This window comes from Streptosporangium sp. NPDC006007 (assembly GCF_040614315.1).
Lineage (GTDB): Bacteria > Actinomycetota > Actinomycetes > Streptosporangiales > Streptosporangiaceae > Streptosporangium.
In genome coordinates this window covers 21,925-37,143 of the sequence record NZ_JBEXUG010000034.1, presented here as the reverse complement: position 1 = coordinate 37,143, position 15,219 = coordinate 21,925, and the positions used below count along the sequence as shown (strand labels likewise).

Below are 15,219 nucleotides of genomic sequence, written 5' to 3'. Positions count from 1 at the left end.
TCGGGCGTCTCTTCACATCATGAACCCGTGGGCCGCCCGGTGAATTCCGTCCGCCCCCAGGCGATCACTGGGCACCCTATCGGGGCACAATGAACGCCATGCAGCCTGACCCTGAGCTTGAGGAGTTCGCGACCCGTCTGTTCGACCTGGCCAGGACCGGGGAGACCGACCGGCTCCGCGCCTACGTCGAGGCCGGGGTGCCGGCCGACCTGAGCAACGACAGGGGCGACACCCTGCTCATGCTCGCCGCCTATCACGGCCACGCCGGAACGGTCCGGGTGCTGGCCGCCCTCGGAGCCGACCCCGGCCGGGCGAACGACCGGGGGCAGACGCCGCTGTCCGGCGCGGTCTTCAAGAAGGAGTCCGAGGTGATCCGGGCGCTCCTGGAGGCCGGCGCCGACCCGGACGAGGGGACCCCCTCGGCGAGGGATACCGCACAGACGTTCGGCCACAACGAATATCTGAGCTGGTTCGCGCGGTAACTACGATTTACGACGTTCCGTTATTTGAGATGTATAGGAAACCTTCTAATTTTCGGTCATTCTTAACAGGTGGGAATTACTACTACGCACGATTTTGACCAATCCCTCCGCCTCCCGCCGCTTCCCTGCCCCTTCCCGAGCGAGGTGAATCCCCACGTCGAACGGGTCAACGTGGAGACCCTGGAGTGGCTCGTCGCCTCGGGAATGCTGGGCGACGGGAAGATGATGGAGAGCTACAGGGAGGCGAAATACGGCTGGCTCGGCGCGCGCACCTACCCCTACGCCGAACATCACACGCTCCGCCTGGTGACCGACTGGTGCGTGTGGCTGTTCGCCTTCGACGACGCCTTCTGTGAGTCGGACCGCCGTGCCGCGGAGATCGCCCGCGCGCTGCCCCAGTTCTACGCCGTCCTGGAGGACCTGGACACGGGGGACGAGGTGGACGACGTGTTCGCGAAGTCGCTGCTGGAGATCAAGGGCAGGATCGCCGCCTACGGAGACGGCGACCAGCTCGACCGCTGGCGAGCCGTCACCAAGGACTACCTGTTCGCCCAGGTCTGGGAGGCCGCCAACCGCGAGGACAAGGTGGTGCCCCCGGTGGAGGACTACATCTTCATGCGGCGCAGGACCGGGGCCATGCTCACCGTCTTCGCCCTGATCGACGTCGCCACCGGCCGTCCCCTCACCCCCGGCGAATGGCGCCACCCCGGGATCCGCGCGATCACCGAGAGCGCCAACGACGTCGTCGTCTGGGACAACGACCTCATCTCCTACGCCAAGGAGAGTGACGGCGGCAACTCCCGCAACAACCTGGTGAACGTGCTGGCCAGGCACCGGGGCTACTCCAGGCAGGGCGCGATGGAGGTGATCGGCCGGATGCGCAACCGGGCCATCGCCCACATGGTCGAGCTGCGCCCGTCACTGGAGGCGCTCGGCTCGGAGGCGGTGCTCGCCTATGTGCGCGGCCTGGAGTTCTGGATCAGCGGCAGCGTCGACTACTCGCTGACCAGCTCTCGCTACACGCTCGCCTGGCAGCAGGCCCGGCGGCCGGCCGGGACGTGATCACACCTGGGGGAGCGGGGCGCCGGGCTCCTGGTCGCCGAGCGCCAGCTCGATGAGCTCCTCCAGGTTAAGTCTCTTGCCGTCGGCGAACGCCTCCTCGTGTGCCCTGTCGCCCATGACGCGCCTGCACTCCTTGACACATCGGTCGTGCTCGGCGTTGAAGAACGGCGAGTTCATCCGGGGCATCCCGAAGGTCCGCCAGTTCGCCTGACCGGCCCCCATCAGCTGCGACGCGAGCACCGGCTGCCCGTCCTCCATCGCCTGTTTGGCGACCACCTCGATCGCCAGGCCGATGCCGAGCACATCGTGGAAGTGGCGCTTGAGCCGGAGCGACTCGCGCGCGTTGGCCATGGCCTCGGAGCCGCGGCCCATCGCCTGGTAGACGCAGGCCAGCGCGTAGATGGCGTACGAGCGCAGCCACAGCTCGCCGCGCTGGGTGCAGACCATGACGCAGTCGCGCAGCAGCACCTCGGCCTCGTCGGGGTCGTTCTGCATGAGCAGCACCATCGACAGCTCGACGATCGAGGGGAGCAGTCCCGGGTTGAGCTCCCGGCCGCTCTTGTGGAACTCGATCGCGACACCGAGCAGCGCGCTGGCCTTCTGCAGGTCGCCCTGGAGGAACGCGGCGGTGCCGAGCATCTTGGTGGACAGGATGACCGCGCCGGAGTCACCCACCCGCACGGCGTCCGAACTGCACCTCTCGGCGGCCTCGACCGCCCCGGAGATGTTGCCCTGGGCGCTGTTGATGTAGGAGAGCACCCACAGCGCCTTGCACCGTTCCGGGCTCGGCTGAGGCGTCAGCTCCAGGGTCCGCTCCAGGTACAGCCTGCCCTCGCGGCCCAGCCCGCAGGCCACCCACATGAACCAGAGCGACGACAGCAGCCTGAGCCCGGCCTGCACCTCGCCGGGGGTGCTCAGGCAGTACTCCAGGGCCACCCGGACGTTGTCGTGCTCGTGGCGCATCCGGACGTACCAGTAGACCTGGCGGGCGCCCGACCAGGCGTCCTCGCTCCTCTTGGCCAGCCGCAGGTAGTAGTCGCGGTGCCGCTCCCGGATGCGGCCGGTCTCGCCCAGCTTCTCCAGCCACTCCTCGCCGTACTGGCGCAGCGTGTCGATCAGCCGGTAGCGGTGCCCGGAGGGCGTGTCGACGCTCAGCAGGATCGACTTCTCCACCAGGCTGGAGACGAGATCCATGATGCGCTCGCCGGGCAGGCTCTCCCCCGAGCACACCTGACGGGCCGCGTCCAGCTCGAAGTCGCCGGCGAAGACCGACAGCCGGGCCCAGAGCAGCCGCTCCGCCGGCTCGCACAGCTCGTGGCTCCAGCCGATCGCGGCGCGCAACGTCTGGTGCCGGGGCAGCGCCGTACGGCTGGCGCCCGCGAGCAGGCTGAACCGGTCGGCCAGCAGGCCGAGGATCTGCTCCACCGACAGCGCCCGCATCCGCACCGCGGCCAGCTCGATGGCGAGCGGGATGCCGTCCAGGCGGCGGCAGAGCTCCGCCACCGGGCCGATGTTCTGCTCGTCGAGCACGAAGCTGGGCACCACCGCGCCGGCCCGCGCCGCGAAGAGCTGCACGGCCTCGTTGGTGAAGGGGCTCTCGCCGGGGAAGTCGCCGGGGATGGTCAGTGGCGGGATGGTGACGGTGTGCTCGCCCCGGGCGTTGAGCGACTGGCGGCTGGTCGCCAGGATGGTCAGGCCCCCGGCGCTGCTCAGCAGCTCCTCGAAGAGCATGGCGCACGCGTCGACCAGGTGCTCGCACGTGTCGATGATCAGAAGGACCTCACGGTCGCCCAGCCACTCGACCAGCGTCTCGTCCGCCGTGCGGGACGACTGGTCGGCGATCCCGAGAGCGGAGGTGATCGTGTGCCGGACCATGCCGGAGTCCTGCAACCTGGCCAGGTCGGCGAACCAGATGCCGTCCCTGAACCGGCCCCTCATCAGATGCGCGATGCGCAGCGCCGTGCGGGACTTGCCCACCCCGCCGATGCCGGTCACGGTGACCAGCCGATGCTCGCCGAGGCGCTGCCGGAGAACGGTCAGGAGCCTGGTGCGCCCCACGAAGCTGGTTAGCTCGTTGGGGAGATTGCCGTCTCGCCGCCATCCTGATGGCGTTGCCATGGCCGCCTCACGGGGGTAGCTGACACCTGCCCTCGCATCGTACTCGGCTGCGCCGCCGCTGTCCCCGGGGCCGAGGGCGCCGGGAGGCGGCCTTTCCCCCGGGGCGGAAACGGCGCGCCGTGACGCTGGCTAGCATGGACGGGTGACTCCGCTTGAGCCCGACGACCTGCGCCCCGTCGACATCTCCGACGACGGCCCGCCGATCCTTCCCGACTCCACCCGTGACGACACCGATCTCGGGTGGGGCGGGTGGCACGAGCCCGACGACAACGACGCACGGCTGCTGGAGGACCGCCCGCCCCACTGGGGCTGAGCCCCGCCGGTCATGACACCACGTCCCTGCTCCGGAACCGGCGGAAGGCGAAGGCGGTCAGAATCGCCGAGTAGGCGATCGACACGGCCACGCCCCTGACCATGCCGCCATACTCCGGTTGGGGCGCGAGGGCGTCCAGCCAGGCCGTGTTCCAGAACGTCGGGAGAAACTCCCGGAGCGGGCCGAGCGCCTCCACGGCCTGCAGGATGTTGCTCACGATCACCAGGCCGACCGCGCCGCCGACCGCGCCGAGCGGGGAGTCGGTGCCCGTCGAGAGCAGAAAGGCCAGTGCGGCGGCCGTGAACTGGCTGACCAGCACGTAGCCGACCACGACGCCGAAGCGCGGCAGCACCTCAAGCGCGGCGACGGTCTCGCCGGTGCCGGGCACCCGTACGTCGTTCCAGCCGAACGCCAGCGTCCCGGCCAGCAGCGCCGTCAGCGGCAGGCAGACCACCGCGGCGGCCGAGTAGGCCAGCGCGACGATCAGCTTCTGCCGGAGCAGCCGGTCGCGGGGGATCGGGGCGGCCAGCAGATAGCGCAGCGAGGACCAGCCGGCCTCGCCGGCCACGGTGTCGCCGCAGAACACCGCCACCGCGACGACCAGCAGGAAGCTCGCCGACACCGACAGCGCGAACGCGGCGAAGTTCAGCCCGCCCTCGGTCGCCAGATCCGAGACGCGCAGTGTGGTTCCCGGCTGGCCCGACCCGGCGCCGACCTTGAACGCGATCACCAGGATCCACGGCAGCGCGAGCAGCAGGCCGAACATCACCAGCGTGCGGCGCCGCCTGAGCTGGCGGACGAACTCCACCGAGAGCGGCAGCGTGCGCCCGGCCAGGTAGCCGGCGGCCGAGCCGTCCTGCCGGAACCGCCCGCTCCCGGCCGCCGGGCCCGCCTTCCGGGAGCCGGATCCGGCGGCCGGTCCGGCCTCCGGCGGGCCGTCTTTGGCCGGGTCGCCGGTGAGGATCCCGCCGGAACCGTTGACGTCGCTCATCGAAACTCCTTAAGCGTGGAGACTCCGGGCTTCAGCCGTGGGGAGGAGGTCAACCTTTCTGTCCGATCAGGTCCAGGAACACGTCCTCCAGGCGGGTGGACGAGCCGTTGGCGGAGGTACGGCCGCGCAGCAGCTCGCTCACCGGGCCGGCCGCGACGAGGCGCCCGCGGTGCATGACGACCACGTGGCCGCAGGTCTGCTCCACCTCGGCGAGCAGGTGGCTGGAGACGATGACCGTACGGCCCCGGGCGGCGTAGGAGATCAGGACCTCGCGCATCTCCCGGATCTGGGGCGGGTCGAGGCCGTTGGCGGGCTCGTCGAGGACCAGCAGGTCGGGCAGGCCGAGCATGGCCTGGGCGATGGCCAGGCGCTGGCGCATGCCCTGGGAGTAGGTCCGCACGGCACGGTCCAGCGCGCCGCCGAGCCCGGCGATCTCCAGGGCCTCGGCGAGATGGGCGTCCTCGGCGGGGCGGCCCGTCGCCCGCCAGTAGAGCTCAAGGTTGGCCCGGCCGGTCAGGTGCGGCAGGAATCCGGGCCCCTCGACGAACGAGCCCAGCCGGGACAGGACCGGCGCGCCGGGGACGACCCGGTGGCCGAAGATCCGGATCTCGCCCGCGTCGGGGCGGATCAGTCCCATCAGCATCCGCAGGGAGGTTGTCTTGCCCGCGCCGTTGGGGCCGAGCAGGCCGAGCACCTGGCCGTGCTCCACCGTGAAGGAGAGCCCGTCCACCGCGGGCTCGCCGTCGCGGTACGCCTTGGTCAGGCCGTCGATCCGCAGCGGGACCCCGGCCAGGGCCGGGTCGTACTCGCCTCCGTCGCGCCGGCGCCCGGTGAGTAGCAGGACCGCCGCGACGGCCAGGGCCGATGCCGGGAGCGCCCAGGTCCACCAGGCGGGACCGCCGGAGGGGGTGCGCAGCGAGGCGTCGACGGGAACGGTCAGGACCGGCGAGGCCAGCCCGATCTCGTAGACGGCGGGGGTGGAGGGCGAGCTGTAGCCCAGGTCGGTGGTGGTGAACGCGACACGCAGCCGGTGCCCGGCCTCGAAGCGGTGGTCGACGGCGGGCAGGGTGACCGTGGCCTCGCCGCCGCCTCCCGCGGGGATGCCGATCCTGACCGGGGCGACCAGGCCTTTGGGCAGCAGCGGCGCCTGCGCGCCGCCCGCCACGTCGTAGAGCTTGGCGAACAGCGTCGCCTCCGTCGGGGCCGCCCGGCCCGGCCTGGGCGAGCCCCCCGGGTCCGCGGGAGGTCCCTCCTCGACGGCCCTCACCCGTACCGTCACCGTGGAGCCGCCGGTGACCTGGAGCGGGGCGGTGAGCGGGGCGGAGTCGAAGAAGGCGCTCTGGCCGGCCACGTCCATCGACACGCTCAGGTTGCCGGCGCCGCCGGTGAGGCCGGCGAACCCGGGGACGGAGGAGATCGAGGCGGGCGAGCCGCCCGGCGGGCTCGCCACCAGCTGGCCGGGGCCGCTCACCGGCACCGTGACCCTGGCGGCGCCGGACAGCCCCGGATAGCGGTCCGCGGTGGCGTGCAGCTGGACGGGGCGGCGGGTGCCGGGGTCGCGCCCGCCGTCGCGGGTGACGGTGAACGGGCTGTTCACCCGGTCGGCGCCGGCGGTCTCGCGCAGGTGGTGGTCGAACCAGCCGAGGGTCTGCTCGTGGATCCAGTCGGCCTCGCCGCTGCCGCCGTCGTGGCCGCCGTCGAACCAGGCGACGCCGACCGGGGCGCCGGTCGCCGCGATCGCCCTGGCGTTGGCGTCCGCCTGGCCCAGCGTGAACAGCGAGTCGCGCAGCCCCTGGAGCAGCAGCGTGGGGATCTTGATCCTGCCGGGTACGGAGATCGGGCTGGATCTGCGCAGTGTCTCGACCGCGTCCGGTGTCGCCCGGCCGGTCTCGGCCACCCGCTGGTAGACGTCGCAGATCTCCGGCAGGAACCGGCCGCACCGGGCCTCCTGAGCGGTCGGGGGTCCGCCGGGCTGGGCGGCGTCCGGCGGGCCGGGCCCGGCGGGCCGGGCCGCCCCGCCGCCGGCCGACGGCGCCGGACCCGTGGCCGGGCCGCCCCGGCTGAAGAACAGCCCGGCCCACATGCGCTTGAACACCCCGTTCTCCGGCCCCCGGCCGCCCGCGTCGGGGAAGAGCGCGTCGGCCAGGTCGTACCAGGTGATCTGGGGGACGATCGCGTCGATCCTGTCGTCGTAGGCGGCGGCCATCAACGCGATGGCCCCGCCGTAGGAGCCGCCCGCGACGCCCACCCGGGGGTCGCCGCCCGCGTCGAGCCGGACCTCGGGCCGACGGGCCAGCCAGTCCACCAGCCCGCGGACGTCCTTGACCTCGTAGTCGGGGGAGTTGAGCGCGATCTGCCCGGTGGAGCGGCCGAAACCCCGTGCCGACCAGGTCAGTACGGCGTAGCCCTCTCCCGCCAGCCGTGCCGCCGCGTCCCGGACGCTCTCCTTGCTGCCGCCGAAGCCGTGCGCCAGCAGCACCGCGGGGGCCCTGCCGCCTCCGGCGGGCGGGAAGAAGCTCGCGTCGAGTGTGACCCGCTGGTCGTCGCCCGGACCGTCGATCACGGTGATCCTGTGGTCCTGAGCCTCCACCGCGGGCGCCGACGGCCAGAGCCACCAGGCCGAGGCGCCGACGATCAGCACGGTGACCACGGCGACCCAGATGACGGGCCTTCCCCCAAGCTTCATGTGGCGAGCCTACTGACGGCGGCTGAGAGGTGGCTGAGACCGTTCCGCGATGGCCGGAGCGCCTTCCAAAGGGGTGAAATTTTCCGACATATCACTTATAAAGGGCAACTAGTTGGACAGAGAGGTCAACCCCTACCGATCTCTCAGGGATGTTCCCGATTGCGGACCAAGGTAAAGGGCGGGCATCATTTCGCGCGTGAAGTCAGTCCTGAGCTTGAGAAGAAGAGCCACCCTGGTCATCCAGTGGGCCCTGCCGTACTGGAGCAGGGGGAAGGCGGGCCGTGAGACACCGGAGGCCCTGTTCCGGGTCCTCTACCTCGGCTGGCTGGTGGCCTTCTCCTTCAAGGTACTCGGCGCGTCCTGGGACGTCTCGTGGCACTTCAAGTGGCTCCGCGACGACCTGGCGCCACCCCACCTGCTCAACAGCGTCGGCACGGCCATCGCCCTCGCGCTCACCGTCGCCCACCTCTACACCGGCTACGGCGTGGACAGAACGGCCCAGCGACTGATCGGCTGGGGCACCGGGATCTTCCTGGTCGCGGTCCCGCTCGACCTGATCAACCACCGTGTCAACGGGCTCGACATCACCTCGTGGAGCCCGTCTCACATGATGCTCTACTTTGGCACGTTCCTGATGATCGCCGGGGTGATCCGAGGCTGGTTCATGGGCGCCCCCGCCGGGCGGACACGGACGATGGTGCTCGGCGGTCTCTTCGTGTTCCTGTTCGAGAACGTCTGGTTCCCGGCCCAGCACCAGGAGTACGGCGTGTTCGGCATCGCCGCCTGGGACCGGGGGCAGCCGGAGGCCGAGCCCATCCTGCTGCAGTTCGCCGCCGACCAGATGGGCCGCGCGGTGGACCGGGAGATGGTCGTCAACTTCGCGCTGCCGGTCCCCGACCAGGTGTATCCGCTCTACGCCGCGGCCGTCGCGGTGATCGTCCTGGTCTTCGCCCGCGCGATGATCGGCCGGACGTTCGCCGCCACCGCGGTGGCCGCCTCCTACATCGCCTACCGCACGCTCATCTGGCCGCTCCTCGCCCTCGCGGACTTCCCGCACTCGGCGGTGCCGATCTTCCTGATCGCCGGGGCGCTCGCCGTCGACCTCGCGTTCCTGATCCGCATCCCGGCGCTCCGGGCACTGGTCGGCTCGCTCGCCGCCACCGTCCTGGTGGACCAGGCGCTCCGCGTGCAGAGCATGGCGTTCCTCACCCCGCCGCTGGTGCCGCCGCTGACCATGCTGATCGGCGGGGCGCTGCTCACCGCCCTGTGGCTCGGCGGCGAGTGGGCGCTGACCCGTCACCGGCTCCGGGCTCAGGATATGGAGGCCGTGGTCAGCGCCACCGCGACCCCGTAGGCCAGGCCCATCACGGTGAGCTCCGCCGCGGCCCAGGTGACGACGGCGGTCCGCCGCCCCGCCGCGACGTGCGGCAGCAGACGGAACCGGATGTGGGCGGCGAACGGGATCAGCAGCGCCACGCAGACGGTCTTCGCCACCACGAGCGGTCCGTACTCTCCGGCGAACAGCGCCCCGGGCAGCTCGACCCCCTGGGTGAGGGCGATCGTGGCCAGGCCGTTCACCAGACCCGAGAGGCTCACCACGACCAGCGCCAGGGTCGCCAGCCGGGAGAACCTCGGCAGGACCCGCGCCGGCAGCTCACGGTCTCCGGCGACCAGCAGGACGATCGTGAGCAGCCCGCCGGTCCAGGCGGCGGCGCCCATCACGTGCAGTTCCATCGAGATCATGATGGGGTCGTGCCAGATGGAGTTCACCGCGTGACCGGTGACGGGGATCGGCAGCAGGCCGAAGAAGGCGATCACGATCCTCAGCTCCGCCGGGACCTTCTCGCCGAACCGCACGGCCAGCAGCCCGATCCCGGCGTAGCCGAGCGCGCAGGCGGCGCTGAAGAGCATCCCCTGGCCCGCGCCGACGTTGTCGACGTACTCGGCGATCATCCCCGGTGTCGGGACCAGCCCCGGGTTGAGCTCGGCGGTCTGGAAGACGATGACGACCAGCGCCAGCACCGCCCACGCCCACGCGAACGTCACCGCGGCCGGCCGGGCCCGGCGCATCACCGGCTCGGTCCGGTCCGGGTCGTCGAACCCGAGCAGCTTCGGCAGCAGGCTCAGCCCGACCACGGCCACCGCCGCCAGGTCCAGCAGCACCCGCAGCACCGGCAGGCCGTACTCCACGAGCGGGCCGGGGATCGCGATCCCCGGCACCGCCTCCTGCGCGGTGAACGCGGTCGCGGCCAGCACGGCGATCAGGGCTCCCGAGACGAACCCGCCGGCCACCAGCCGCCGGACCGTTCCCGCCTCCGAGGGCCGCTCCAGGGTCGCCGTCATCGCTGTGCCCCCGGCCCCCCGGTACGGCGCAGCGCCACGACGGTGGCCCCGCCCAGCACGACGAGCGCGCCGACGATCCAGAGCACCGCCATCCCGGCCCCGCCGTTCTGCGCGGCCTCGGCCGCCTGGGCGCTCAGGCCGGGCGCCTGCGACGCGGTCGCCGGGGTGGCGCCCGCGGTGGCGGCCGGCTGCGCGGCGGTGCCGGTGCCCGCGGCGGTCAGGGTGAAGGTCACCTTGCCGGCCACCGGGTGACCGTCGGAGGACAGGATCCGGTATCCCGCCACATACTGTCCGGCCGGGCCCAGGGGCCTGACACCGACGCTGACCCGCGCCCCGTCCACGGCCGTTCCGCCGTCCTCCCAGCGCGTCCCGCCGGGACCGGTCACACTGATCTGCGCGAAGCCCCGCCGTACCGACTGGTCGAAGGTGAGGGTGATCCTCTCCGGTCCGGCGGCGAGCCGGGCGCCGTCCTCGGGGTCGCTGCCGATCAGCACGTTGTGGGCCTGCGCCGGGGTGACCACGCCCAGGAGCGCGGCGCCCGCGAACAGCAGGACGGTCAGTAGCCGCCTCACCGATTGTGGCCTTCCTTTGGGTCTGTCATGACCTGGCCATGCTCCCATCCCCGCCCTCCGCCGTGGGAACCGAGTGAGGTCCATACTCACCCACTCGGCGGGACGCCGCGCGGACCGTGGCGCCCGCCCGTCCGCCAAGGCGGTCCGGGGGTGCCGCCGGAGGGGCGTACCGCGTACTATTCCGAGCATGCCTCGCGTTTTTGGGCGCCTGGGCGACGCTGCGAGCACGGAGTACGAGGCACATGAGCACTGTCCAGCCGGTTTCCGACCCTCCGGCGGCGCTCGCCGAACCGACCCGCAGGGTGGGCCCGCGCTGGGTGGCGTTCATCTCGCTGGCCAACCTGGCGCTGTGGATGGGCTACTTCGGCCCGCTCCAGGTGCTCCTTCCCTCACAGGTGGCGCAGATCGCGCCCGGTGGCAAGGAGGCGGCTCTGGCCCTGGTCACCGGGGCGGGGGCCGCGGTGGCGATGCTCTGGAACCCGATCGCCGGAGCCCTGTCCGACCGGACCGCGAGCCGGTTCGGGCGCCGGCACCCCTGGTCGCTGGCGGGGGCGCTGGCCGGTGCCGGGGCCATGGTCCTCCTGGCCGGGCAGACCACGATCCTCGGCATGGCGGTCGGCTGGTGCCTGGTGCAGGCCGGGCTCAACGCGATGCAGGCCTCGCTCACAGCGGGGGTGCCCGACCACGTGCCGGTGAGCCAGCGGGGTGAGGTGTCGGGCTGGGTGGGGATTCCGCAGTCGCTGGGGGTGGTGATCGCCGTGGTGCTGGTCACCGTGGTCACCACCACCACCGAGTCCGGATATTTTCTGATAGCGGCGCTGATCCCGCTCTGCGTGCTCCCCTTCGTCCTCACCACCCCGGACCCCAGGCTGACGGCCAGGCCGCGCTTCGAGCTCGGCGCCTTCCTCAGGGGTTTCTGGATCAGCCCCCGCGCCCACCCTGACTTCTTCTGGGCCTGGCTGACCCGGTTCCTGATGCAGCTCGGCAACGCCGTCGCCACGCTCTACCTGCTGTACTTCCTCACCGACGCGGTCGGCTACGAGCGGCTCTTCCCCGGCGAGAAGGCGGAGAACGGCCTGCTGACACTGATCCTGATCTACACCGCGGCCGTGGTCCTGACCGCCGTCGTCGCGGGCGTGGTCTCCGACCGGCTCGGCCGCCGCAGGCTCCTGGTCACGGTCTCCGGCCTGATCAGCGCGGTGCCCGCGGTCATGCTCGCGTTCTGGCCGCAGTGGCCGGTGGCCATGGTCGCGGCCGCGATCCTGGGCGCCGGCTTCGGGATCTACCTCTCGGTCGACAACGCCCTGGTCACCGAGGTTCTGCCGACCGCCGAGGGGCGCGCCAAGGACCTGGGTGTCATCAACATCGCCAACTCCGGACCGCAGGTCCTCGGCCCCGTCATCGCCGGTCCCATCGTGGCGAGCTTCGGCGGCTACCCCGCCCTCTACCTGGTCTCCGCAGTGCTGGTCCTGGTCGGCGCCGTCCTGGTGACGAGGATCCGCTCCGTCCGCTGACCTCGCCCGCGGTCCCCCGACACGGAAAGTCCTAATGCGGAAAGTCCTCGGCGGGTATGAGGTCCACCGTGTCGGTATGGCGTCCTTCACTCCGCGTGTTAGTCGGACCACCCTACATCCGTTTAGTGATCTTAAGGTAGCCGAACGTAGTGGAATCCTTCTTCCGTGGCAGTGGTATCCGCTCCCCGACCCCTCTTGGGAGCCGTGCTTCTGTTGTTCGTCAGCGTCGCCTGGGGGTCGGCTTTCCCGCTGATGAAGGATCTCATCACCCGCATGCCGGTGGCGGACCTGCTCACCGAGCGGTACGCGCTCTCGGCGTTCGCCCTGCTCGCGCTGCGCCCGCGCTGCCTGCGCGGACTCTCCGAGAGCACCTGGCCGACCGGCGTCTGCCTTGGCCTGCTGTTCGGCGTGGGCCAGACGGCCCAGGCGGTCGCGCTGCGCGATCTGCCGTCGTCGATCTCGGGCTTCACCGTCGGCTCCTACGTGGTGATCACCCCGATCCTCGGGCTGATACTGCTCGGCGCCGGCGTCTCGGCGCGCACCTGGGCCGCGGTGGCGCTGGCCGCGGCGGCGATGACGCTCTTCACCCTGCTCAGGGGGGCCGAGGACGGCGCGGTCTCGCTGCCGGCCCTGGCCGTCACCCTGCTGTCGGCCGTACTCTACGCCGGGCACACGCTGATGCTCGGCAACCTCGCCGGGGCGCGGCGCGACGCCTACGCGATCACGGTGATCCAGCTCGGCACCATCGCGCTGCTGGCGGGTGTCCTCGCCCTGCCGGACGGCCTCACCCTGCCCCGCTCGCCGGGCGACTGGGGGATACTCGCCCACCTGTCACTGGTGGCCTGCGCCCTGGGGTTCCTGGCCCGCTCCTTCGGTCAGCTCCACGTGCCGCCGGCGCCCGCCGCGGTGATCCTGTCGGCTCAGCCGCTCTGGGTGACCGCCCTGGCCGTCGCGATGTACGGCGAGCGGCTCACCTGGACCGTCTTCCTCGGGGGAGGGCTGATCGCCCTGGCCATGCTCCTGGTCGTGCCGCCCCGGGAGCTGCTCAGCGCAGTGTGTCGGGGGAGAGGCCCAGTTCCTTCGCGGTAGCCGTACGGACGAACTCGGCCAGGCGGCCCCGGGGCAGCAGGCGCTTGTGCACGGTCACCTGGGTGGACAGGCCGTCGATGAGCGAGACGATCCGCCAGGTCGCGCCGTCGGGGTCGGAGCAGGTGAAATCGCCCGCCTCGGCGCCCTCGTCGATGATCGCGCGCAGGGTCTGCTTCCAGCGCAGGTCGGTCCTGCGTGACATCTCCTCCAGCTCGGCGTTGCGCATCGACTCCGCCCAGGCGTCGATCCACAGTGCCCACGACTTGGACCTGCCGGTCGGGGAGTAGAGCCTGAGCAGGGTGCGCAGCCGCTCCACCGGAGGGCCGCCCGCCCTCTCCAGCTTGATGAGACCCTCCAGGTCGCGCTGGGCCGCGTAGTCCAGGGCCAGCGCGAACAGTTTCTCCTTGGTCTGGAAATGGTAGAACAGCAGCGCCTGGCTGACCCCGGCGGCCTGAGCGATGTCCGCCGTCCGCGTGTGCCCGAAACCTCGGACCGCTATGACGTCGCAGGCGGTCCGGAGTAGATCTTCGCGACGTAGTCGCCCAAATCCCCGTGCCACATGGGAACCCTAGCGGTTTAGGGGGAGACGCAACACGAAACGTGCGCCTTGGGGGCTGTCTTCCAGCGTCAGGGTTCCGCCGTGCGCCTCGGCGATCTCCCTGGCGATGGGCAGTCCCAGGCCGGTGCCCCCGGCGTCCCTGTTGCGTGAGGCGTCGAGCCGGGTGAACCGGCGGAAGACCACGTCCCGCTGGTCGCGGGCGATCCCGGCGCCGTCGTCGAGCACCTCCAGAACGGCCGTGTCCCCGTGCGCGGCCACGCTCACCGTGATCCGCGAGGCCGCGTGCCGCTGGGCGTTGTCCATCAGATTGGTCAGCAATCGTGCCAGCCGCAGCCGGTCGCCGGTCACCGTGACCCCGGACCGCAGCTCGCGGACCACCTTGACGCCGCGTTTGCGGCGCCCCAGCTCCTCCTCGCACAGCCTGCTCAGGTCGACCGGCTCCGCGAAGGCGGATGCGCCGGAGTCGAGCCTGGCCAGCATCAGCAGATCGGAGACGATCGCCTGAAGCCGGTCCAGGCTGGTCAGCATCTCGTGCGCCTTCGCCTTCCAGTCGGTGTCCTCGGGGTAGTGCAGCGCCTCCTCCACCTGGGCGCGCATGGCGGTGAGCGGGCTGCGCAGATCGTGGGAGGCGTCGGAGGTGAACCTGCGCTGCTGCTCCGCCGCGGCCTCCAGCCGGTCCAGGGTCTGGTTGATCGTCATGGCCAGCTGCCTGATCTCGTCCCAGGCGGGGGGCACCGGCACCCGGCGGCCGAGGTCGGTCGCGGTGATCTCGGCCAGTTCGCTCCTGATCGCGTTCACCGGGACCAGCACCCGTGTCACCGCGTGATGGACCCCGAACCCGGTCAGCGTCACCAGCAGCAGATAGGTGCCGACGATGATGGTGAACAGGCCGGGATGGACGTACCAGGGGACGACGTCGTCGGCGGAGTAGACGATCCAGTCGCCGTCCGGCTGGTGGATCCGGAAGGTCGCCACGACCATGCAGCGGCCGGGGAACCGGGGGAGGTCGCAGCTCTCCCGGAACGTCCTGATGCTTCCCGGCGGGGGGAGGAACTCCGCGATTCGCGGGGCGCCGTACAGGTTCGGGGTCGACGAGACGACCCGGCCTCTCGGGTCCAGGACCTGGATGCCGCCGGACGTCCGCGGGGGCAGTACGGCGGGCAACCGCCCCCGCAGGGTCAGGTTCAGGGTCTCCAGGGTGGCGTCGCCGATCTCCCGGGCCTGGAAACCGCCTGCCAGGTTGTACAGCGAGAGTGTGGCGACCACGGTGAGGATGAGGCCCGACAGGGCGGCGACGGTGATGGCGATCAACGTCAGCCGGGTCCGCACGGACCACGTGTGCCGCGTGACCATGCCAACCTCCCCCGAGGTCAGACGAGCGCATTAGACGGAATAATTGCCGTTTCCTGGCCATTCATGGCTAAGCAAGGGCAAAGATCCTCCCTGCTTCCGCTGTGGAGCATTGCCCGGCGTGGCCGTTCCGTGGCGGG

The 15,219-nt window shown here is 71.3% G+C and carries 13 protein-coding genes; 6 read left to right on the top strand and 7 right to left on the bottom strand.

What is annotated here, in order from left to right:
• Window positions 1–89 precede the first annotated feature (89 nt).
• Window positions 90–482 (top strand): ankyrin repeat domain-containing protein, encoded by a 393-nt coding sequence (locus tag ABZ194_RS23195; RefSeq protein ID WP_355599093.1) that lies wholly within the window; start codon window positions 90–92, stop codon window positions 480–482.
• Between the two features lie 144 nt (window positions 483–626).
• A complete protein-coding gene (locus tag ABZ194_RS23190) occupies window positions 627–1,544 on the top strand; it encodes a 4-epi-cubebol synthase (RefSeq protein WP_355599092.1) in 918 nt (305 codons plus the stop codon).
• Here ABZ194_RS23190 and ABZ194_RS23185 read toward each other — a convergent pair whose 3' ends face one another.
• Entirely contained in the window at window positions 1,545–3,662 is a 2,118-nt protein-coding gene (locus ABZ194_RS23185; protein WP_355599091.1) for an ATPase, read from the bottom strand.
• 142 nt (window positions 3,663–3,804) lie between these two features.
• On the opposite strand from ABZ194_RS23185, the gene ABZ194_RS23180 reads away from it, so the two are divergent.
• Window positions 3,805–3,975, top strand: a complete 171-nt coding sequence (locus ABZ194_RS23180; RefSeq protein ID WP_355599090.1) for a hypothetical protein — start codon at window positions 3,805–3,807, stop codon at window positions 3,973–3,975.
• 10 nt (window positions 3,976–3,985) lie between these two features.
• Here ABZ194_RS23180 and ABZ194_RS23175 read toward each other — a convergent pair whose 3' ends face one another.
• Together ABZ194_RS23175 and ABZ194_RS23170 are read right to left on the bottom strand one after the other, a co-directional pair.
• Entirely contained in the window at window positions 3,986–4,966 is a 981-nt protein-coding gene (locus ABZ194_RS23175) for an ABC transporter permease subunit (protein ID WP_355599089.1), read from the bottom strand.
• A 49-nt stretch (window positions 4,967–5,015) separates the two neighbouring features.
• Window positions 5,016–7,652, bottom strand: coding sequence for a CocE/NonD family hydrolase (locus tag ABZ194_RS23170; protein WP_355599088.1), 2,637 nt, complete (start codon window positions 7,650–7,652; stop codon window positions 5,016–5,018).
• A gap of 196 nt (window positions 7,653–7,848) precedes the next feature.
• Here ABZ194_RS23170 and ABZ194_RS23165 point away from each other — a divergent pair, with 196 nt between their 5' ends.
• Window positions 7,849–9,006, top strand: coding sequence for a hypothetical protein (locus ABZ194_RS23165; protein WP_355599087.1), 1,158 nt, complete (start codon window positions 7,849–7,851; stop codon window positions 9,004–9,006).
• Here ABZ194_RS23165 and ABZ194_RS23160 read toward each other — a convergent pair.
• Window positions 8,964–9,995, bottom strand: coding sequence for a CopD family protein (locus ABZ194_RS23160; RefSeq protein ID WP_355599086.1), 1,032 nt, complete (start codon window positions 9,993–9,995; stop codon window positions 8,964–8,966). The genes ABZ194_RS23165 and ABZ194_RS23160 overlap by 43 nt on opposite strands.
• Window positions 9,992–10,567, bottom strand: a complete 576-nt coding sequence (locus ABZ194_RS23155; RefSeq protein WP_355599085.1) for a copper resistance CopC family protein — start codon at window positions 10,565–10,567, stop codon at window positions 9,992–9,994. The genes ABZ194_RS23160 and ABZ194_RS23155 overlap by 4 nt, the downstream gene beginning before the upstream one ends.
• A 242-nt stretch (window positions 10,568–10,809) precedes the next feature.
• On the opposite strand from ABZ194_RS23155, the gene ABZ194_RS23150 reads away from it, so the two are divergent.
• Window positions 10,810–12,081 (top strand): MFS transporter, encoded by a 1,272-nt coding sequence (locus ABZ194_RS23150; protein WP_355599084.1) that lies wholly within the window; start codon window positions 10,810–10,812, stop codon window positions 12,079–12,081.
• Window positions 12,082–12,285: 204 nt separating this feature from the next.
• Window positions 12,286–13,170, top strand: coding sequence for a DMT family transporter (locus tag ABZ194_RS23145; RefSeq protein ID WP_355599083.1), 885 nt, complete (start codon window positions 12,286–12,288; stop codon window positions 13,168–13,170).
• Here ABZ194_RS23145 and ABZ194_RS23140 read toward each other — a convergent pair.
• Together ABZ194_RS23140 and ABZ194_RS23135 are read right to left on the bottom strand one after the other, a co-directional pair.
• A complete protein-coding gene (locus ABZ194_RS23140; protein ID WP_355599082.1) occupies window positions 13,127–13,729 on the bottom strand; it encodes a TetR/AcrR family transcriptional regulator in 603 nt (200 codons plus the stop codon). The two genes, ABZ194_RS23145 and ABZ194_RS23140, sit on opposite strands and share 44 nt — an antisense overlap.
• Window positions 13,730–13,738: 9 nt before the next feature.
• Window positions 13,739–15,082: a HAMP domain-containing sensor histidine kinase gene (locus ABZ194_RS23135; protein ID WP_355599081.1), complete on the bottom strand. Its 1,344-nt coding sequence runs from the start codon at window positions 15,080–15,082 to the stop codon at window positions 13,739–13,741.
• Window positions 15,083–15,219 lie beyond the last annotated feature (137 nt).

What these genes read in the sequence shown, in the direction of transcription:
- ABZ194_RS23195 (WP_355599093.1), top strand. Translation starts at nt 90, where the DNA reads ATGAACGCCATGCAGCCTGACCCTGAGCTTGAGGAGTTCGCGACCCGT.
- ABZ194_RS23150 (WP_355599084.1), top strand. Translation starts at nt 10,810, where the DNA reads ATGAGCACTGTCCAGCCGGTTTCCGACCCTCCGGCGGCGCTCGCCGAA.
- ABZ194_RS23135 (WP_355599081.1), bottom strand. Translation starts at nt 15,082, where the DNA reads ATGGTCACGCGGCACACGTGGTCCGTGCGGACCCGGCTGACGTTGATC.
- ABZ194_RS23185 (WP_355599091.1), bottom strand. Translation starts at nt 3,662, where the DNA reads ATGGCAACGCCATCAGGATGGCGGCGAGACGGCAATCTCCCCAACGAG.
- ABZ194_RS23170 (WP_355599088.1), bottom strand. Translation starts at nt 7,652, where the DNA reads ATGAAGCTTGGGGGAAGGCCCGTCATCTGGGTCGCCGTGGTCACCGTG.
- ABZ194_RS23160 (WP_355599086.1), bottom strand. Translation starts at nt 9,995, where the DNA reads ATGACGGCGACCCTGGAGCGGCCCTCGGAGGCGGGAACGGTCCGGCGG.
- ABZ194_RS23175 (WP_355599089.1), bottom strand. Translation starts at nt 4,966, where the DNA reads ATGAGCGACGTCAACGGTTCCGGCGGGATCCTCACCGGCGACCCGGCC.